The 18660-nt window shown below is 44.6% G+C and carries 21 protein-coding genes; 15 read left to right on the top strand and 6 right to left on the bottom strand.

What is annotated here, in order from left to right:
* Window positions 1–221: 221 nt before the first annotated feature.
* The 3 genes from K2225_RS12485 to K2225_RS12475 all read left to right on the top strand — a co-directional run bounded on the left by K2225_RS12485 (window position 222) and on the right by K2225_RS12475 (window position 3256).
* The gene (locus K2225_RS12485) at window positions 222–1271 is read left to right on the top strand and encodes a HEAT repeat domain-containing protein (RefSeq protein ID WP_220585068.1); all 1050 of its coding nucleotides are present in this window, start codon (window positions 222–224) and stop codon (window positions 1269–1271) included.
* Complete coding sequence (locus tag K2225_RS12480) at window positions 1268–2689, top strand: glycosyltransferase family 2 protein (RefSeq protein ID WP_174787799.1); 1422 nt, start codon at window positions 1268–1270, stop codon at window positions 2687–2689. The genes K2225_RS12485 and K2225_RS12480 overlap by 4 nt, the downstream gene beginning before the upstream one ends.
* A gap of 96 nt (window positions 2690–2785) precedes the next feature.
* Window positions 2786–3256 (top strand): GyrI-like domain-containing protein, encoded by a 471-nt coding sequence (locus K2225_RS12475; protein WP_220585067.1) that lies wholly within the window; start codon window positions 2786–2788, stop codon window positions 3254–3256.
* Between the two features lie 29 nt (window positions 3257–3285).
* On the opposite strand, the gene guaC is transcribed toward K2225_RS12475, so the two are convergent.
* Window positions 3286–4269 (bottom strand): GMP reductase, encoded by a 984-nt coding sequence (guaC, locus tag K2225_RS12470; protein ID WP_146813040.1) that lies wholly within the window; start codon window positions 4267–4269, stop codon window positions 3286–3288.
* Between the two features lie 129 nt (window positions 4270–4398).
* Here guaC and K2225_RS12465 point away from each other — a divergent pair, with 129 nt between their 5' ends.
* Both K2225_RS12465 and K2225_RS12460 read left to right on the top strand, forming a co-directional pair.
* A complete protein-coding gene (locus K2225_RS12465; RefSeq protein ID WP_220585066.1) occupies window positions 4399–4941 on the top strand; it encodes a GNAT family N-acetyltransferase in 543 nt (180 codons plus the stop codon).
* 40 nt (window positions 4942–4981) lie between these two features.
* On the top strand, window positions 4982–6418 hold the full coding sequence (locus K2225_RS12460; protein ID WP_220585065.1) for an MDR family MFS transporter: 1437 nt from the start codon (window positions 4982–4984) through the stop codon (window positions 6416–6418).
* Window positions 6419–6456: 38 nt separating this feature from the next.
* Here K2225_RS12460 and K2225_RS12455 read toward each other — a convergent pair whose 3' ends face one another.
* Entirely contained in the window at window positions 6457–7095 is a 639-nt protein-coding gene (locus tag K2225_RS12455; RefSeq protein ID WP_220585064.1) for a FusB/FusC family EF-G-binding protein, read from the bottom strand.
* A 268-nt stretch (window positions 7096–7363) separates the two neighbouring features.
* On the opposite strand from K2225_RS12455, the gene K2225_RS12450 reads away from it, so the two are divergent.
* The 8 genes from K2225_RS12450 (at window position 7364) to uvsE (ending at window position 13668) form a co-directional block, all read left to right on the top strand.
* Entirely contained in the window at window positions 7364–8200 is an 837-nt protein-coding gene (locus K2225_RS12450; protein WP_220585063.1) for an alpha/beta fold hydrolase, read from the top strand.
* 63 nt (window positions 8201–8263) lie between these two features.
* Window positions 8264–8548 (top strand): hypothetical protein, encoded by a 285-nt coding sequence (locus tag K2225_RS12445; protein ID WP_146813045.1) that lies wholly within the window; start codon window positions 8264–8266, stop codon window positions 8546–8548.
* 204 nt (window positions 8549–8752) lie between these two features.
* Complete coding sequence (locus K2225_RS12440) at window positions 8753–9202, top strand: NUDIX hydrolase (protein ID WP_146813046.1); 450 nt, start codon at window positions 8753–8755, stop codon at window positions 9200–9202.
* A gap of 11 nt (window positions 9203–9213) precedes the next feature.
* Window positions 9214–9477, top strand: coding sequence for a hypothetical protein (locus K2225_RS12435; protein ID WP_220585062.1), 264 nt, complete (start codon window positions 9214–9216; stop codon window positions 9475–9477).
* 109 nt (window positions 9478–9586) lie between these two features.
* The gene (locus tag K2225_RS12430) at window positions 9587–10267 is read left to right on the top strand and encodes a DUF421 domain-containing protein (RefSeq protein WP_220585061.1); all 681 of its coding nucleotides are present in this window, start codon (window positions 9587–9589) and stop codon (window positions 10265–10267) included.
* Between the two features lie 362 nt (window positions 10268–10629).
* A complete protein-coding gene (locus tag K2225_RS12425) occupies window positions 10630–11538 on the top strand; it encodes a DUF6612 family protein (RefSeq protein ID WP_220585060.1) in 909 nt (302 codons plus the stop codon).
* A gap of 57 nt (window positions 11539–11595) precedes the next feature.
* The gene (locus K2225_RS12420) at window positions 11596–12234 is read left to right on the top strand and encodes a class D sortase (protein WP_220585059.1); all 639 of its coding nucleotides are present in this window, start codon (window positions 11596–11598) and stop codon (window positions 12232–12234) included.
* 465 nt (window positions 12235–12699) lie between these two features.
* Window positions 12700–13668, top strand: coding sequence for a UV DNA damage repair endonuclease UvsE (uvsE, locus tag K2225_RS12415; RefSeq protein ID WP_220585550.1), 969 nt, complete (start codon window positions 12700–12702; stop codon window positions 13666–13668).
* An 18-nt stretch (window positions 13669–13686) separates the two neighbouring features.
* Here the strand turns inward: uvsE and K2225_RS12410 are convergent, their stop codons facing one another.
* Complete coding sequence (locus tag K2225_RS12410; protein ID WP_220585058.1) at window positions 13687–13890, bottom strand: hypothetical protein; 204 nt, start codon at window positions 13888–13890, stop codon at window positions 13687–13689.
* A gap of 256 nt (window positions 13891–14146) precedes the next feature.
* A complete protein-coding gene (locus K2225_RS12405; RefSeq protein ID WP_220585057.1) occupies window positions 14147–14494 on the bottom strand; it encodes a hypothetical protein in 348 nt (115 codons plus the stop codon).
* A gap of 307 nt (window positions 14495–14801) precedes the next feature.
* Here K2225_RS12405 and K2225_RS12400 point away from each other — a divergent pair, with 307 nt between their 5' ends.
* Complete coding sequence (locus tag K2225_RS12400; RefSeq protein WP_220585056.1) at window positions 14802–15413, top strand: hypothetical protein; 612 nt, start codon at window positions 14802–14804, stop codon at window positions 15411–15413.
* Between the two features lie 107 nt (window positions 15414–15520).
* Complete coding sequence (locus K2225_RS12395; protein ID WP_220585055.1) at window positions 15521–15949, top strand: hypothetical protein; 429 nt, start codon at window positions 15521–15523, stop codon at window positions 15947–15949.
* 115 nt (window positions 15950–16064) lie between these two features.
* Here K2225_RS12395 and K2225_RS12390 read toward each other — a convergent pair whose 3' ends face one another.
* Window positions 16065–17252, bottom strand: a complete 1188-nt coding sequence (locus K2225_RS12390; RefSeq protein ID WP_146813056.1) for an acyl-CoA dehydrogenase family protein — start codon at window positions 17250–17252, stop codon at window positions 16065–16067.
* A 12-nt stretch (window positions 17253–17264) separates the two neighbouring features.
* Window positions 17265–18452, bottom strand: a complete 1188-nt coding sequence (locus tag K2225_RS12385; protein WP_220585054.1) for a CaiB/BaiF CoA transferase family protein — start codon at window positions 18450–18452, stop codon at window positions 17265–17267.
* Between the last annotated feature and the right edge of the window lie 208 nt (window positions 18453–18660).

Genomic DNA, 18660 nt, shown 5'->3' with positions numbered 1-18660 from the left:
CTGTTCACGCAGAGACTTTTAAGGTCCAAGTTTGCTGATCTGTTTTTACGTCCCGTTTCACATCCAACCGCCTGTATTGTGCAACTCCTTGTAATTCTCCACGTTTATAGATAGAAAAAAATGTGCGCCCCTGTCATACTAAGGATAACGAATATTTTCAGGGGATTTACGGGCAAAGTGTTCATTATAATCGCCCGTGAACGTTGGAGGAGGGATTGGTATTGGTATCAATTGTCATCTGGACGGTGATTTTTTTATTCATCGTGCAATTATGTCTTTTAGGTGCGCTGGTCGTTTCAAAGATACAAAATTTGAAAGAAGAAAAGCTCATTTCGAGATACGTGGAAGAATACGAAGAGCCGTTTTTTCATTATTTGGAAAGGGAGACAGAAGAATGTCCGGATCTCCCCCGCGACATCCGTGATCGTGTGCTGATTGTTGAGCAGTTGTTGAATCGTTTCGTGGATCAGACTAGAGTGGAGATCGAATATACGAGACTTCAAGAAACGGCCCATACATACCTCGCTCGTTCATACCGTCTTTTTTTGAAAAATGGGAGTTGGGCCCAGCGGGTGAACACCCTCTATTATATAGAGGATTTTGATATGGTTGATTTAAAACAAGAGGTTTGGCAGTATTTCAATCGGCTCTCTGTACTGGACGAAGAATACAGACAGGCGGTGAGGGTGCTTGCTTCCTTTCAGGACGAACGTGTCATTCGTGTGCTGCTGGATACGGAAACGATTCCGCAGCGTCTTGTCAAACAAGTCCTGCGCCGGTTCAAAGACGATCTTTTCCAACAGATGGTGATGGTGATCGAGGATGAACCAGGGCGAGTTCCCAGTCAGGTGCATCTGGCTGTTGTTGCTTACTGTGGGGAAAGAGGGTCGTTGGATGACCTACCTTTCATTGAGCGTATGCTCCAATTTCCATCCAAAGAAATCCGTCTTAAAGCCCTTCGGAGCTTAATGGAATTGAAAGCCTGTACCGATCCGGAAAAGCTGACTAGGTTCTACCTGTCAGATATTTGGGAAGAGCGGATGTATGCGGCAAAAATAGCGGGTCGTCTGAAGTGGGAATCTGCCCAGGATCCTCTGCTCAAACTTGCTGGAGACTCTCACTGGTGGGTAAGGTATGCGGCTTGTGAAGCGATGAAGAACCTGCCGGATGGGCATCGTTTGCTTGAATATACATACAACCATCATGAGGATAAATTTGCCCGATCGATGGCAAGGCAGCATTTGACAGTGAAAGTGGGTGAAGCCATATGAGTGTGGATTTTTTGTATAACACGTTAGAAATGATGGGGTATCTCGTCATTATTTACATGATTGTCGTAGCCGTTGTCTATCTTACGTTATTTTTAATCGCAAGTCCCCATATCCGGAAAGAGAAGGGCCTTCATAGAGAAGAACTTATTGAAGATACGGCTGTCAATACAGATACATTTCCAGTTTCCGTCCTCGTCCCCGCCTATAATGAAGAGGTCGGTGTCGTGAGCACAGCCCGGTCGATGCTGGCCTTGAATTACCCTCAGTCCGAGGTCATCGTCATTGACGATGGTTCGAAGGATGAAACGGCTGCGCGCATGATCGATACGTTCGCCATGGAACCAATGGAACTCGCCGTCCGTCGTCACTTCAAAACCCAGGACATTCTAGAAGGGTATCAGTCGACGACCCACCCGAACCTCTATCTACTGAGAAAAGAGAATGGAGGAAAAGCGGATGCTCTCAATGCAGGAATCAATTTTTCCAAGTATCCTTATTTCGCAGCGATCGATGGCGATTCCATTCTGGACCGTGATGCACTGTTGAAGACGATGAAACCGATCATCGATTCCAATGGGACCGTTACAGCGACTGGCGGGACGGTGAGAATCGCAAATGGTTCCAAAATCATTAAAGGGGTCGTCAAGCGAATCGGTTTACCGAAGCAGCCGATGCTTCTCATGCAAATCGTAGAATATTTCCGAGCTTTCTTAATTGGAAGACTGGGTCTTTCCAAATTGAACATTCTTTTAATCATCTCAGGAGCCTTCGGTGTTTTTGAGAAAAATCGCGTCATTAAAGCGGGAGGCTATGATCCGAATACGGTCGGTGAGGATATGGAGCTCATTGTGCGGATCCACCGGTCGCTCAAAGATGAAAAGTCACGCCAGAGGATCGAGTATATCCAGGATCCGGTCTGTTGGACAGAAGCTCCTTCGACCTTTTCTTCTCTGAGAGCGCAGAGGAAGAGATGGCAGAAAGGACTTGCGGAAACTCTGTGGAAACACAAAGAAATGATCTTTAACCCCCGGTACAAGGGGATCGGCATGTTTTCACTTCCTTATTATCTATTTGTTGAATTACTGAGTGCGATTTTTGAAGTCATCGGATACTTCATCATCATTTCAGGTGTTTTCTTTTCTTTTGTATCGATCGAAATCACCATTGTCGTCGGTTTGTTGACGGTCTTTTATGGTTCGATGATTTCCTCTCTCGCCGTCTTATTAGAAGAGTGGACCTATCATAAAAACCCTGATCCTAAGAGCGTCATTCTCTTGTATCTATGGGCTCTCTCGGAAAGTTTCTGGTACCGGCCTCTTTTGGTTTGGTGGAGATGTGAAGGGTTGTTCCTGTTTCTCACAAAAAGGAAAAGCTCGTGGGGGAATATGAATAGAAAAGGTCTATCGCAGGAATATTAGGTTCTCTTGGAATCTTCAAATCTAGAATAAGTGCACAGGTTCCTAGAGGAAATGACTTCTGGTATGGAGAATCTATACACGAAAGGAGGTCATGTCATGGAAGTGAATATTGTTACTTTACCCGCTTTCAAGGTAAGAGGGCGAAAATGGGAAGGAACTTGTGAACAAGTCCCTGGATTAAAAGAAGTGATTAAAAAGGTGGAAACTGAAAAAGAAGAAATAAATCCTATGGACCCGGATTATCAATGGGGGTTATCGGTTCATACGATTGAAAATGGCTTTGTCCATTTCAGCGGCTTCGAGGTGGAAGATGCGAACACTCAAGAAGATTATGATGAAATGAACGTACAGTTCCATACATATATGAACGTTCATCATCCGAAAGGCAGAGATATTGGTGAAACCTATGCATCGATCTACCAATGGTTCAGAGATGGAAATGCGAAGCCCTACCTTGAGCCGGCAACGAACTATTATGATGGGCTGCCATTAAAATTCGAAAAGTATCCCGTCGACCGGGATTTTGATGATCCTCATTTTGATATTTACATTCCTATACAAGCGTAAAATAAAAAGAGCCCGCTCGGGGCTCTTTTTTAATAGACTTTATCTCCATTGAAGATGGAATTTTTAACGATGACATAGTCGACGTGCCGGATACTGTCAAGGTCTGTGCCACCAGCGTAACTGATTGCGGACTGCAGGTCCTGTTCCATTTCTGTCAGTGTATCTTGAAGGGCACCTTTATGTTCGACAAACATTTTCTTGCCTTCTACGTTCTTCTTTTCTCCTTTTTGGAACTCAGAAGCAGAGCCGAAGTATTCCTTGTAAAGCTTGCCGTCTCTTTCAACTGTGTCACCAGGAGACTCTTCGTGACCGGCGAAAAGAGAGCCAATCATGACCATCGTCGCGCCAAAACGGATGGATTTGGCGATGTCGCCATGAGTGCGGATACCGCCATCAGCGATGACAGGTTTGCTTGCCGCTTTCGCACACCAGCGCAGTGCGGCCAACTGCCAGCCTCCTGTACCGAATCCGGTTTTGATTTTCGTGATGCACACTTTTCCTGGTCCGATTCCTACCTTGGTTGCGTCCGCTCCTGCGTTTTCCAGTTCACGGACGGCTTCAGGTGTTCCGACATTTCCAGCGATCACAAACGTTTCCGGTAAATGTTGTTTGATGTGTTGAATCATTTCAATGACAGCGGTGGAATGGCCGTGGGCGATATCGATCGTGATGTATTCAGGGACCAGTTCCTTCGTCGCCAACATCTGAACAAACTCGTATTCCTCCGGCTTCACCCCAACACTGATGGAAGCGATCAATCCTTGTGCGTGCATCTTTTCGACAAAAGACAAACGAGTTTCCGGCTCAAAGCGGTGCATGACATAGAAATAACCTTCTTGTGCTAATTGAGTTGCGATCGTTTCATCGATGATCGTCTGCATGTTGGCAGGGACGACAGGAAGTTTGAATGTATGGTTGCCGAGCTTTACGGACGGATCACAGGCCGAACGGCTGTTTACGACACATTTTGCGGGAATCAGTTGAATATCTTCATAATCAAATACGTTTTCCATGGATTTCACTCCTAAAAACCGAATATTTTAAGGTTAGTTAATTTTATTGTTCGTACATTTGTAATTTACCTTATCTTTGTTCCGTTGTCAAAGGTTCATGGTAAAATGATGAAAAAAGGGGGAGAAAGTATGTTTGTACATAAGATTGATCATGAGCTATCACTTAAACTTGCAGGTCCAGAGGATGCGGAAGCACTATTTCAACTGACAGACGGTTCACGATCATATTTGCGTGAGTGGCTTCCATGGCTTGATTCTACGAAAACAGTGGAAGATACGAAATCATTCATTCAATCTGGGAGGCGAGGATTTTCAGAAAACAAAAGCATGACGACTATGGTAATCTATAATAGCGTCATTGTTGGTACCGCAGGGTTTAATGAAATCGACCACACCAATAAAATCGTCAAAATCGGTTACTGGCTCGGGCAGGAATTCCAGGGGAAAGGAATCATGACCCGGGTGGTGAAAGCTTTGACGGATTATGCCTTATTGGAAATGAACATGAACCGAGTGGAGATCGGTGTGGCCGAAGGCAATGAAAAGAGCGCGGCCATTCCTAAGCGTCTTGGGTTCAAGGAGGAAGGAAGAATCAGGTGTGCAGAATGGTTGTATGACCATTATGTCGATCACACGATTTACGGAATCTTAGCGGATGAATGGCAGAAGTAGAATATTCGGATTTTAAATAAAGAGAAGTAGAGGGATAGAGATGGAAAAGCACTACAATAGAAAAATCATACTCGTTACATTCATGATCGGCGCATTTTTTGCCGTTCTGAATGAGACGCTGCTTAATATTGCACTCACAGAACTGATGGAAGTGTTCGGGCTGGATGCGCCTACGGTCCAATGGATGGCGACCGGGTTCATGCTGGTGATGGGGGTGTTGATGCCGGTTTCTGCGTTACTGATTCAATGGTTCACGACGAGACAAATGTTCATCGGGGTCATGACGGTGTTCTTAGCAGGAACGATCATCGCAGCATCGGCTATGAATTTCCCGATGCTTTTGACAGGACGGATGATTCAAGCGGTGGGAACCGGTTTATTGATTCCAGTCATTATGAACGCATTATTACTGCTTTATGAACCGGCAGTCCGTGGCCGGGTCATGGGGACGTTTGGTCTTGTCATCATGTTCGCCCCAGCCATCGGCCCTACGCTTTCCGGTGTCATCGTAGACTTCCTGGGCTGGAGATGGTTGTTCATCACCGTCATTCCGTTTGCCGTGTTTTCCATATTATTTGCTGTTAAGTTTTTGGAGAATGTAGGAGAAGTGACTCGTCCGAAAGCGGACATCATTTCAATCGTACTATCATCCGTTGGAATCGGCGGGATCGTCTACGGGTTCAGCAGCGCTGGGGAAAGTGGAGAAGGATTCTCTTCGATCAATATCATCATCATTTTAAGCATCGCTTTTCTCAGTTTAATTTTATTTGTCCTTAGACAATTGAAATTAGAAGAACCGTTATTGGACGTTCGAGTGTTTACGTATAAAAGCTATGCGAGAGGAATTACGATTTTCGTCATCGTCATCATGGCGATGTTCGCGTCGGAAATCGTCATGCCGATGTATTTGCAGGGGCCACTAGGATTCTCAGCCAAGACCGCGGGGTTATTGCTGCTTCCTGGTGCTTTACTCAATGGCTTGATGTCGCCGGTCATGGGTACACTTTTTGATAAGTTCGGTCCAAGGAAGTTGATCATTCCAGGTACATTGGTCCTTGTCGGTGTTATGATTTTCTTCAGCAATATCAATCCTTCCATTCCGGTTTGGTCCTTTATTCTTGCTTATGTGTTACTGATGCTTGCGGTGTCAGCGGTTCTTATGCCGTCACAGACCAATGCGTTGAATGAGCTGCCTAAGCATTTGTATCCACACGGGACGGCGATTGCCAATACGCTGCAGCCGATTGGAGGAGCGCTTGGCGTTTCCATTTTCGTAAGCATTATGAGTCAGGGCGAGAGAAGCTATTTGAATAATGTCTCAGGTGACGTGACAGGCGAAGTCATGGATCGTGCCATGACTGTTGGAGTTCATCACGCCTATTGGTTTGCTTTAGGTCTTGCGATTCTCACATTCGTCGTTGCTTTGTTCATTAGAAAAGCCGTGGCTCCGGATTATTCACCAGAACAGCAATCATAGAGAAGCAGGACCTTTCCGCTGGAAAAGGTCCTGCTTTTTTATGCTTTCATGCGTTTGATAAAGGATTCGAGCGGCTCACGAGACTGGATGTTTTCATTGCATTTTTTACTGTTATGACAGATATAATTGCCGCGGCTGATCGTTTCTTCATCATTTTTCCCTTTAAAGGTAGCCGTGAACATGCCCACCTTTTCATGCTCGTGGCAAATTGAACAAATACTCTTTTGTTGAAACGGTTTGTAGTGGCCGTACACCCCTGTTAACTCACCATCCACTGTCGTAATGATGTATTTTCTGTTTGCTGACGCATCGTTCCATCCAATATAGGAGAGCTCTGCCCATTCTTCGTCAGGGATTGTAGGCACTCTCAGTTTTTTCACTTTAGGGAACAACGTTTTGATATCGGATTCAGAGAGCTTTGGAAAAGGCACAACATACTGCTTTAAGCGGGAGAAGTAAAGGATCGCATCGGTTTCATCTTTGACATCACTCGCTTGGGCAATCAGTTGTTCCTGCTCTGGTGAAAGCTCTGTAAACAAATCCAACACTTTTTCGTTCGTGATCGATTGCAGGGCCTGGGTGACAGAGGCGTCATTTGTTGTCATATGACCATTCAACAGGCTGTGCGCCTGATTCTTTATAAAATGATATTGATCAGAGCGGATAAATCGTTCCATAAGTAAACCCCCGTTTTTTTTTATTCTTATTATTTCAGAGCACGTCTTTTCTATCAAACGTTATGCCTTCCCTGTTCTTGTTCATGACTGAGCGGCAAACCGGGCACCCGAACGATTCGGCTTTGTTCCAGGTACACACTCCTTATGTTGAGATACCATTTATGGTCGCTCGGAAGTCGGTACCAGGTACCAAAAAACGGTGAAAAAATGAAACGCTCTCAAGTGTGCGATCGTAAAGGTACTTGTAAGATCGGGGAGGGATAGAAAGATGTCGTGGAAACAGACAATGGTGGAAACAGCCCGTGGAACCTTTGAAGTTTTTGAAAAGGGACAAGAATCTCCGCTTGCTGTCACCCATTTGTATTCAGAGTTCAACGTAACGGGGGACTATTTTGCAGAAGCTTTTGTGGAGAGTCATACGGTCTATTTAATCAACTTGAAAGAGTGTGGTCGGACAGACAAGGCATCATCGCCTCATGAATTGACGATGCTTGAGAGTGTCTTAGATCTTGAAGCGATCCGAAAAGCATTGGGTTTTGAGTGTTGGAGTTTTGCGGGTCATTCTACTGGCGGGATGTTAGCGGTCGTTTACGGGATCTATTTTTCAGAAAGCCTGGAAACTCTAGTTATTGCCAATGCCGCCGCGCGAGAGTATATGACTTTTTCAGAGGATTGTATCTACAATGAAGCTCACCCGGAATTTGATCATATGCAATCGCTGATCGAGCAGTTGAAAAATCAGGATCTCTCTGAGGAAAGAAGAAGAGAACTAACGGTCGAACGGACAAAACTTTCTTTGTGGAAACCACAACATTATGAGCACTATTTTAACCGACCGATTGTAAAGAAGATGTCAGCGGTCCGAATGAACTTCTTTGCCCGGGAGCTTCATACGTTTGATGTGACAAGGAAGTTAGGTCTCATCACTGTAAAAACGCTGGTCATATCCGGAAAGCACGATGTTCAATGCCCGCCCTCTTATTCTGAGGAAATCGTGGAGAGTGTACCAGGTGCTATTCATCTCCGGTTCCATCAAAGCAATCACTACCCACACCTGGAAGAGGAGCAGAAGTTTAACCAAGTCATCCGTGCCCACTTTGACTAGTCTGATTGGGGAGTGGTAAAGTTACTTTTGATGATAGCGTTTTAACAAGGAAGGAGATTACGAATGCATCAGGAAAAACAACAGAGAAAAAGTGATTTTGCAAAGTTCAAAGAACTATGGTTTCTTTTGTTTATGCTGTTGTTCACTCTTTTTCATAACACGATGGTCATCCTCGTTGGTGAGGGATGGAGCTTCATTGGTTACAGCATCCTGTTTCTAGTGATGTATGCTTTGTTCCGCTGGCTGCGGAAAGTCGTCGTGTTCATGAGAAAACCACTGTCATGGGGGTCTCTGATCGGCTTTTACATTGCCGGTGTCTTCGTGCTCGGGGCATTATTGATCCCATGAATGAAAAGGGAGAGGGGATCATGGGGATATTCAAAGTGGTCCAGTGAAGTTCAGGAATATCTCTACACTTCGACACTTGAATGATGGGGGAACAACATTCACCCAGGTTACATAGGAAAGGGCATCACCTTACATAGATCGATATCAAGACTTTTTTAATAGAGTAAAGGGTTTGTATCTATTCCTTAAGGAGAGGATTTGTAGATGGATTACGTCAAAGAGCTTCGAAAAGAAGTCGGAACAAGACCGTTGATTCTACCTGGGGCTGTCGTCATCATCGAGAATGATCGACAGGAAATTCTTCTGCAACACCGCAAGGACGGTGGGTGGGGGCTTCCGGGTGGTTTAATGGAGCTTGGAGAAAGCTTGGAGGAAACCGCACGCAGGGAAGTGAAAGAGGAAACAGGCCTCAAAATCGGTGAGCTTGAACTTTTGGATATCTTCTCAGGTAAGGACTATTTCTTTAAGGTTTCCAATGGGGATGAACTGTACTCTGTGACTGCTGTCTACAAAACGGATGAATATGAAGGGGTGATAGAGGTGGATGGAGAAGAATCACGGGAAGCCACCTTCTTTCCCATGAACCAGATGCCCGTAGGCTTAACAAAGGAATACCATGAATATCTACAACCATACTTGAAAAAACATGAATGACGGGGGATTATATGCTGGAATTTTTCATGCTGATGATCACAGCGGTTTTGGTAGCTGGATATATTTATGTGATTTATAAGAAGAGGAAAAATCTGAAAGGAGATTATGGATGGAAGAGCTATGTCACACCAGGGGCTTTTGTTGTTGCACCGATTGTGGCTCTAGGATCCTATTTGTTTGAGTTTGGAGGTATCATCACCTGGTTCATTCTCGGGATCTGCTTTATGACCGGTGCTTTCTTTACAAAATACCTGCCTGAACCAAAAGAAGGCTGACGGATAGAAACAGCAACCTTACAAGGGTTGCTGTTTTTTTATGATCCCAAAGCATATGAACATAAATGGGACAGGAAAAGAAATAATAAAAGAGAGGAGGAATACGCTTATGAATGAGTGGTTGGAGTTCATCGGAACAGGAGTCACCGTTTTTATAACCCTATACGTTTTAGCAAGAATCCTAAGCAAAAAGTTAATTTCACAAATGACGCTTTTTGACTTTATCGCCGGCATCACCCTTGGCTCCATGACAGCAACGACTTTCCTCTCTGATAATGTGACGCTTGCGAGAGGCGCACTTGGACTGCTTACCTTCGCTGCCCTTGTCCTTCTCATCGACTATCTCACACTTAAAAGTCTGACAATCAGGAAACTTGTGAATAGTCAACCCACTGTATTAATGGACAATGGGAAAATCCTAATAAAAAATATGAAAAAAGTACGTTTCAACGTCGATGAACTTATTGCTGAATTAAGGAAAGCGGGGGTGTTCCAATTCAGTGACGTGCAGACTGCCATTTTGGAAACGGACGGATCCGTAAGCGTTTTAAGAAAAGCGCAGTTTTCCTCTATCACACCCCTTGATTTGAAGCTTGACCCTCATCCGGTGACGTTTTCACATGTCGTCATGGTGCAGGGGAAAGTACTTCCTGATCAGTTGAATGCAAGTGGATACAGTGAAGCCTGGTTGGAAGATCGGTTGCAGTCCCATGGCGTGTCTAACCGGAAAGACGTCCTCGTTGCCCAGGTCAATTCGGACGGAACTTTATTTATTGAAACAATGAAATAAAGCAATGGTTATTAGACGAATTTGTTTGAGGAGAATGCGGCCTACACGTTTTCTTGCTCAAGATTAGGCAGAAGATCCGTGATTCCGTGCAGACTTTAATTGTCTAACTGGGGATGAAAGAGAAAACTACAAAAAGAGAGAGCAGACAACGCCAGCATTCATTGTCTGCTTTTTTATGTGATTCTTTCAGGTATGGAAGAGAAGCATCGGAAATTCCACCAAGAAATATGGAAAAAAGTGTTTATTTTTGAGGACTGAAGGATATAGAGGGTTAGGTGGAAAATAGTGGGATGTAAAAGTCAGCTTTTGTCGCTACATAGAAAAGCCTCTTTTTTTACCGAATAAAATTCGGGAGTGTTTGGATGTTGAAAAAGTGTAACCTGCTGCTATTGAGTGCTCTGGTGTTGTTCCTGTTTCCTCTTCAAGTATTCGCTGCGGATATGTCGGCAGAGGAAGTGTTAAAGAAATCGAATGAAGCGATGATGAACCTGGATAGTTATTCAATGGAACAAGTCGCGATGATGGAAATGCCGATGATGAATGAAGGAGAGGGGATGGAAACAAAAACCATGGCGGATATCACCATGGATCCGTTCGCCTTCTATATGAAGACAGAATTGGCAGGAGAGACGACGGAGTCTTACTTTACAGAAGAAGGCTATTACAGTGAACTTCCAGGGCAAGGATGGGTGAAGCTCTCTGATGATTCCAGCCAGGAAGTGATGCAATCGATGCTTGCTGAAGGTCAAATGGCACAGGCAACTCCTCTGGCCGGTGATATGAGTGTGGAAGAAAAGGACGGATCCTATGTCCTTCAATATGAGGGTGACGGGGAGAAGCTCCTGAAGATGTCGATGAAAATGCTTCAGCAGGGAATGGGTTCAGGTGAAGGTGAGAGTGGTTTAAAGGAATTGGGTGAAGAACTCCTTGATAAAATCACAATCAAAGATGTGACTTATAAAATGACGATTGACAAAGAGAACCATTATTTGACGTCCAGCTACGTTCATTTGGAAATGGAAATAGAAACAGAAGAAGGACAGCCGATGCCTGTTACTCAAGAGACAGAAATGACACTGGATAACTTTAACGGTGTTGGAGAAATCCAAATCCCTCAAGAGGTGCTGGATAATGCTCAGCCGATTGAGGATGCTGTCGGAGGCGAACTTCCGGATACAGCAAGCCCGAACCTAATGTATGCTTTACTTGGTGCGACAATGGTGCTGCTTGCTGGAAGTGTCCTATTCATCAGAAAGAGATCTGTGCAGTAAGAGAAGAGCTGGGCTTCGGCCTGGCTCTTTCATCCTTCATTTTACGAGGAGGTCATTATGCTTAACAAAATTCTGTTTCTGCTTGTCGTTATTGGGTTTTCGTGTACAGCTTACTTCACATTTCAATGGTGGGACTCCACCCAGGCGGTTGAAAAAGTGACAGAAGCGGAAATAAACGAATGGCAGTTCCATGATCAGGCAGAAAAAACGAGTCCCGTGGTGGTGAAACACGTGGATGAAACGAAACCACCGAGATATTCGAATGAAATTCAAAAGTTTGACAATGGTGAGAAAGTGGGCCGTTTGGTCATCCCTTTTTTAAATAAAGGCTATTCTACCTATTGGGGTACCGATGAAGAATCACTCCATCAAGGGGTGGGTATGTTCATTAGTCAATGGACCACAACACCTGATGAGAAGCGTCATACCGTCTTGAGCGGTCACCGAGAGACCGTTTTTACACAGCTTGGGGAAATTGAAAAAGGCGCACCGCTGTTTTATGAATATGAAGGAAAACGGTACAAGTATGAAGTAGAGAAAACGTGGGTGACGGAAGAAGACGATCGATCTGTTATCGTCGATCACGAGGATCCTACGCTGACACTCACGACATGTTACCCTTTCGATTTCATAGGAAGTGCTCCGGAAAGGTTTATTGTACAGGCGGAATTAGTCGATGTGCAGGAAATCAATTAAAACGAACCTCGCACATTTGTTATCATCAAATCCCGAACGAATCTGACCTTTTCTTGACTAGGATCCACAAGCGGTTCCTAAAAGGTTCTTGAGTAACGAAGACGTACGTAAAACCTGATCATTCGACTTGTGAAGAAAGAGGGTTTATGAATGTCTGTTTTATTTCTTGTCATAGGAATACTAGGCTTAATCGCCTTCATTTATTTTACAAGAAAAAGCTTTTTTCTGATGAGCGGAATGTGAAATTGTGGATTATGCTATTTGTCTTCCTACCTTTACTTGTGATGGGATTATGTATTTCCTTATCCTTTTGAAAGATGGGGACGAACATCAGTATTTGGTGAACGGAGATTGTTCAAAAAGACCATGCAGATCAAGCCTGTTCCCATCCGTAAAGTACTCCATCCCTACATAATGAAAGAAGCTCTTGGCAAAACTATGGGAAAACAGGGAGCAGGTGAAATTATGACCTTGTACCGGCTCGGTTATGTAGCCATGAGTGTCCATTTACAGAACGCTTCCCCATCTCAAACGATGACCTATAAGCGATTTTCTGAAATTCGAGATGTAGAGGCAGCCAAACGGAAGCTGGAACGGATCGCGAAATCAAACCTTCACAACTGTCTCCGATTACTGAAACATAATAAAGCTCATGACATCCATTTCTTCAGACTAAGTTCACGACTTGTGCCACTTGCCACGCATGAACAATTGCAAGGGTGGGATTATTTGAATCCGATCAAGGAGGAACTTGCAGAATTAGGCGGTTTTGCGAAGGAGAACAACATGCGAATTGATTTTCATCCCGATCACTTTGTGGTCATCAATTCTCCGGATCAAGGGATTTTCAAAACTTCGATGGGCGTGCTCAAGTATCATTATCTACTTCTCCATCATATGGGAGTCGACCCTACACACCGGTGTGTTTTCCATCTTGGAGGCAGGTATAAGGATAAAGAAAAGTCGCTGGAGCGGTTCATTGAAAATTGGGCACTGGTCCCAACCGGTATTCAAAAGACCGTCATGATTGAAAATGATGATACGTCCTACACGTTAGCGGATGGTCTTTACGTCTGTGAAAAATTGAACATCCCACTCGTCTTTGATATCCACCACCACTATGCAAACCATGACGGGGAGAAGTGGGAGGAGCAATGGCCGCGGGTCGTGGATACGTGGCGTCATTCACCACTTCCTGTGAAAATGCATATTTCAAGCCCTAAGAGCGAAAAGGACTTTAAAAGTCACGCCGATTTTGTTGACCTTGATATGTTCCTGGAATTTGTAAAGAAAACGGATGGCTCTACAGAGCAAATCGACTGCATGATTGAAGCGAAACAAAAAGATGAAGCCTTGTTCCGTCTCGTAGAAGAGCTGAAGCAGCACCCGAGCATAGAGATGCAGGATGATAGTTCGTTCATCTGGAAAGGGTAGGGTTGTAAGGAGACCCCTTCATTTTTTGAACTCTCCTCTGTTCGCACGTTCAAGGCCTTTTTTGATCAATTTCTTTAGACGACGTTTGATTCTGAGAAAAGGAATGAGCCTGTCTTCTTTCATCAGTTCATAAGTCAGGTGAGCGAATTCCTCTCTTTCTTCCGGCGTCAGAACGATGACTTCTGCAGGTTCTTTCTTAGGAAAAGGAATCAAATCTCCCACACGCATCGCCTCCTTCTTAAACGTTTATGCAGAAGGATCTATAAAATGCGCTCATACGTGTTTTTATGATTAGGATTTCTGCTTCCTATATAGCTAAGTTTAAAGATGGTGGAAGGTTCTGGTGTATGTCAAACGTTCTGGATGAAGGGGAGAAGGCCACCGTTCATCGATTGGAAAGAAGCACACGGAAGTAGTTCCATGTGCTTCTTTCCGTGTGTTAAAAAAACATACGTCTAAATTCAGGGGAATCTTACGTTCAGGAAAGTTTCCAAGCTGGGATCAAAGAATGGAAATGGAAAAAATAGCTCATCGGTATATGGATAACCGTGTAGATCGTGAGCGTAATGATATAGGTTAGAAACCATAGGGGAACGGCAACGTTTAGAAAAGAGTAAAGTAAAAACATGCCTACCGGGAAGGGCACAAGGACGATCAACCACATGGGACTTCCGACGGCTTCTGTTAGCGCTCCGAGGGAAACCACTGTAAAACCAATGATGAATGCCTGCCAATAAGGCAGTCCGTTACTAAGAATCAGGCTGGCTACATAATAGGAAAAGCCATTTAAAGAGACAGCCAGCATAAAATCAAGCGTATATTTCACTCGTTCGTTCCCCTCTCCCTTTGGAGTCCTCCTATTTTACAAGGAGATATGATTGAAAATATTGCTTCTTTTATCATTTTAGCATAATTTTCCTTATGTATATGGCGAAAGTCGGGGGTGGTTTCTATCTCATCCTTATGATAGATGGGACGTGGATCACATCGCCAGGATGCTTGCGGGGAGAATCGAATCCTACACTTTCCATCTATTTGGTGGACCAGAATCAACGTGTTATATTGGAATGGAAATGAATGGTTCTCTATAAAAGAAGGCGGCGTGAACCATCAAGAAGGAGAGGGAGGTTGCCATGTCTGATTTGAAGTTAACCATAGAGATTCGAAAACCCTCTTACGCGCAGCATAGAACGGTCAGGGGTTCAATTCCCCGCACGTTATGGAATCGTGTGCGTGATCATGTCCTTAAGGAAAACAATGATCAATGCCAAATATGTGGCAGGCAGGATGAAAAGAAACTTCATGCCCATGAAGTCTGGGACTATGATGAAGACAAGTTCCTTTTGATTCTAAAGGAGATCCAGCCTTTGTGCCGATCCTGCCACGATTTAAAACATATTCACCATGTTGGACATCGAGGAAACGGAAATAAGACCAGTAATGATGTGATGCGGAACTTGAAGAAACATTTCATGAAGGTCAATGGATGTACAGAGAAAGATTTTGTCAGACATTACCGGAATCAATTAGCTAAGAGCTCCTTAGAACCAGAGAAACGTTCCATGGAAGACTTAATAGAATTAAGAAATCTGCGGGAAAGGGAAGAGTTTCTTAACGAACAAGATTGGAAGTTTGTGATTGGGAAGGGGATTCCATTCACGTATGAGATCGAAGCGCAGCTCCTTCGTAAAGGTCTACTCTATGTTGGGGAGGAACATGCTTCTTCTCTATCTGTTGAAAAGTGAAGGAAGGATCGGCGTGGCGCGTCAGGAAACGGTTACGAAGAATTGTTTACAGTCATGCTGAAGATATGAGAACCTATATGAGGTTTTAAGAATGGAGGTTCTCTTACTTGAAGGCTAAACATGCGATCTATATAATCATTACCCTATTGATCATTAGTGCGACACTGTTCTCTTCTTATTCTTTTTACAAAAATAAAGCGAAGCAAGATATCATCTACAACTTAAGAGTTTATCGCGACTCTGTGGATGAAGTTCAGAGTCGTGTTCACAATTTAGGAGAGGGTGAACTCAGTCCTAAAGAAAAAGAAACTGTTTCTTTAGCGAGTTCATTGTTAACCAAACAGTCTTTTATGATTAGTACTCAACTATTCAAAGATCATAAGGAATACCACCCACGTTTCCGTGATCTTTATATCGAGTTCAATGAGCAGTTAGAATCAGCCATCTCAAATGGGGATGCTGAAGAGGTTCATATACAGCTCCTGGACTATAAAAGTAAGATGAACAGTTTTCGAGAGGAAATCGAATCTTCATGAAGTCAGCACCCAAGTGGCTGGCTTTTTCTTTTGTTTGAGGAGATTAGGAGGAGAGAGAAAATAAACGTGCGTAGGTGATCTACGCACGTTTGTACTTTCAGAAATCTTCTATGTTTTATCCTTCCCAAGCCGGAAGCATCTGACTGAGCGGTTTGTCTTTCCGGTAACCAAGTACATATTCCGCCTGCATAATCGTGTGGATTTCCCTCGTCCCTTCATAGATCACAGGAGCTTTGGAATTCCGTAAATACCTCTCCACAGGATATTCATTGGAATAACCGTAGGCCCCGTGAATCTGCACGGCATCGTCCGCCGCCTGGTTGGCAAAATCACACGCCTGCCATTTCGCGAGCGAGGTTTCTCTTGTATTTCTCATCCCTTTGTTTTTCAACGCACCAGCCCGGTAGACGAGGAGGCGGCTCATCTGTAAGCCTGCTTCCATTTTTGCAATCATCTGCTGGACGAGCTGGTGCTTTCCGATCTCTTTTCCAAATGTCTCTCTTTCATGACAATAGTCCACGCTCGCTTCAAGACAAGCCATAATCTGTCCGCATGCGCCTGCAGCTACGGTGAACCGTCCGCTATCCAGGGCAGACATCGCGATTTTGAAACCATCCCCTTCGTTGCCGAGCAGGTTTTCTTTCGGTACCTTCATCCCGTCAAAAAACAATTCTCCCGTATTGCCCGCGCGAATCCCAAGCTTTCCTTTGGTCGCTTTGGAGGAAAAGCCTTCATAGGTTCTCTCTACAATAAAACAGGAGATGCCGTGATGTTTCTTGCTCTTATCTGTATAAGCAAACACTAAAAAGTGATCAGCCACATCACAGAGGGAGATCCATGTTTTCTGGCCGTTCAGTACATAATGGTCTCCGTCGAGAGTCGCGGTCGTCTGCAATGCGGCCACATCAGAGCCCGCCGCAGGTTCCGTTAACCCGAAAGCTCCAATTTTTTCGCCTTTCGCTTGCGGAACTAAGTATTTCTGCTTCTGTGACTCTGTCGCCCACTGTAGGAGTGTCATGCTGTTCAGGCCGGTGTGGACGCTGACAGCTGTACGGAAGGCCGTGTCTCCGCGTTCGAGTTCTTCACAGACAATCGCGAGCGAATTGTAATCCATCCCGCTTCCACCATAAGTTTCAGGAATGCATACCCCCATCAGTCCGAGCTCTGCAAGCTTCTTCAACGTCTGCTGATCAAAATGTCCTTTCGCATCCCATTCCCCGATATAGGGCATGATTTCATGGTCGACGAAACTCCGGACCGCTTTTCTTAACATCACTTGCTCATCACTGAAATCGAAGTTCATTTCATTCACTCCTTACACCTTGTGATCCTTCTTCCATTGATGGATCGTATTTTTGTCATACCCGAGTCTTGTAAGAATTTCTTCTGTATGTTCACCCGGTTCCGGTGGATGCTGCTTGTAATCCACCGGCGTTCGGGATAGCTTCAGTGGACTGCCGATCATTTTTACATCACCTGCTTTTGGATGCTCGCAGGTGAGAAACATCTCACGGGCTTTCAGCTGTTCATCTTTACAAACCTCTTCGAGCGATTGAATCGGGCCGAAGGGGATGTGTTTTTCCTGGCACCGACTTTTCCAAAAAGCCGTATCTTCCTTTAAAAACCGTTCCTGTAAAATCCTCGAGAGCTCCTCTCTATTTTCCACCCTGCCTGCATTCTGAGAAAAGCGAGCGTCCGCAGCAAGCCAAGGTTGTCCGACAATCGCGCATAATTGAGTGAATTGACGGTCATTCCCGACAGCGATAACCATATCCCCATCACGGGATCGAAACGTCTGGTACGGCACGATATTGGCGTGATGATTTCCGAGCCGCTCAGGTACTTTTCCAGTCATTAAAAAATTGCTCCCGATGTTGATGAGGGAACTGACGGCAGAATCGTATAAGGATAGATCGATTTTCTGACCTTCTCCAGATCGTTCACGTTCTAAAAGCGCGGTTTGGATTCCGATGCAGGCATACAGGCCTGTGAGAATGTCCGTAATCGCCACACCAAGCTTCTGCGGGCCCGAATGGTCGTCACCCGTAATGCTCATCAAACCGCTCATTGCCTGGATGATGAAGTCATAGCCGGGAAGGTGCTTGTAAGGGCCTGTCTCTCCAAAACCCGTAATTGAGCAGAACACGATTTGTGGGTTGATCTCTTTTAAATGGTCATACCCGATCCCGAGCCGGTCCATTGTTCCCGTCTTGAAGTTGTTGATGACAACATCACTTTCTTGGACCAGTTTTTCCAACACTTCTTTTCCTTCAGGAGATTTCAAATCGAGCGTCAAACTTTTTTTATTCCGATTGGCACAAAGATAATAGGCACTTACCCCTTCTTTAAAGGGCGGTCCCCATGTACGGGTATCATCACTACCTCCGGGAGCTTCCACTTTAATGACCTCAGCTCCAAGATCTCCAAGGATCATAGAACAATAAGGGCCGGCGAGAACCCGGGTCAAATCGAGGACGCGGATGCCTTCCAATGCGGCGGTCACCTTGCATCACACCCTTTCACATTAGAAAAAGCCAGAAGAACCCATACGACGTATGAATCCAACTGGCTTGGGAAACACGGATCAATTTCAGATAGGGGAGTTGTCCTTGACGGGCTATATCACACTATATGCGGCTATTTGGAAAAGATGACCTGGAAACTTTGTTTCATAGAATGAGGGATGGATTAATAGGATAGAGCGATGGGAC

Source organism: Halobacillus sp. Nhm2S1, assembly GCF_019599545.1.
GTDB lineage: Bacteria > Bacillota > Bacilli > Bacillales > Halobacillaceae > Halobacillus.
This window is presented reverse-complemented; position numbering and strand designations above follow the sequence as displayed.

Coding starts and splice junctions, on each gene's coding strand:
- K2225_RS12480 (WP_174787799.1), top strand. CDS start 1,268: ATGAGTGTGGATTTTTTGTATAACACGTTAGAAATGATGGGGTATCTC.
- K2225_RS12475 (WP_220585067.1), top strand. CDS start 2,786: ATGGAAGTGAATATTGTTACTTTACCCGCTTTCAAGGTAAGAGGGCGA.
- guaC (WP_146813040.1), bottom strand. CDS start 4,269: ATGGAAAACGTATTTGATTATGAAGATATTCAACTGATTCCCGCAAAA.
- K2225_RS12465 (WP_220585066.1), top strand. CDS start 4,399: ATGTTTGTACATAAGATTGATCATGAGCTATCACTTAAACTTGCAGGT.
- K2225_RS12460 (WP_220585065.1), top strand. CDS start 4,982: ATGGAAAAGCACTACAATAGAAAAATCATACTCGTTACATTCATGATC.
- K2225_RS12455 (WP_220585064.1), bottom strand. CDS start 7,095: ATGGAACGATTTATCCGCTCTGATCAATATCATTTTATAAAGAATCAG.
- K2225_RS12450 (WP_220585063.1), top strand. CDS start 7,364: ATGTCGTGGAAACAGACAATGGTGGAAACAGCCCGTGGAACCTTTGAA.
- K2225_RS12445 (WP_146813045.1), top strand. CDS start 8,264: ATGCATCAGGAAAAACAACAGAGAAAAAGTGATTTTGCAAAGTTCAAA.
- K2225_RS12440 (WP_146813046.1), top strand. CDS start 8,753: ATGGATTACGTCAAAGAGCTTCGAAAAGAAGTCGGAACAAGACCGTTG.
- K2225_RS12435 (WP_220585062.1), top strand. CDS start 9,214: ATGCTGGAATTTTTCATGCTGATGATCACAGCGGTTTTGGTAGCTGGA.
- K2225_RS12430 (WP_220585061.1), top strand. CDS start 9,587: ATGAATGAGTGGTTGGAGTTCATCGGAACAGGAGTCACCGTTTTTATA.
- K2225_RS12425 (WP_220585060.1), top strand. CDS start 10,630: ATGTTGAAAAAGTGTAACCTGCTGCTATTGAGTGCTCTGGTGTTGTTC.
- K2225_RS12420 (WP_220585059.1), top strand. CDS start 11,596: ATGCTTAACAAAATTCTGTTTCTGCTTGTCGTTATTGGGTTTTCGTGT.
- uvsE (WP_220585550.1), top strand. CDS start 12,700: ATGACCTTGTACCGGCTCGGTTATGTAGCCATGAGTGTCCATTTACAG.
- K2225_RS12400 (WP_220585056.1), top strand. CDS start 14,802: ATGTCTGATTTGAAGTTAACCATAGAGATTCGAAAACCCTCTTACGCG.
- K2225_RS12390 (WP_146813056.1), bottom strand. CDS start 17,252: ATGAACTTCGATTTCAGTGATGAGCAAGTGATGTTAAGAAAAGCGGTC.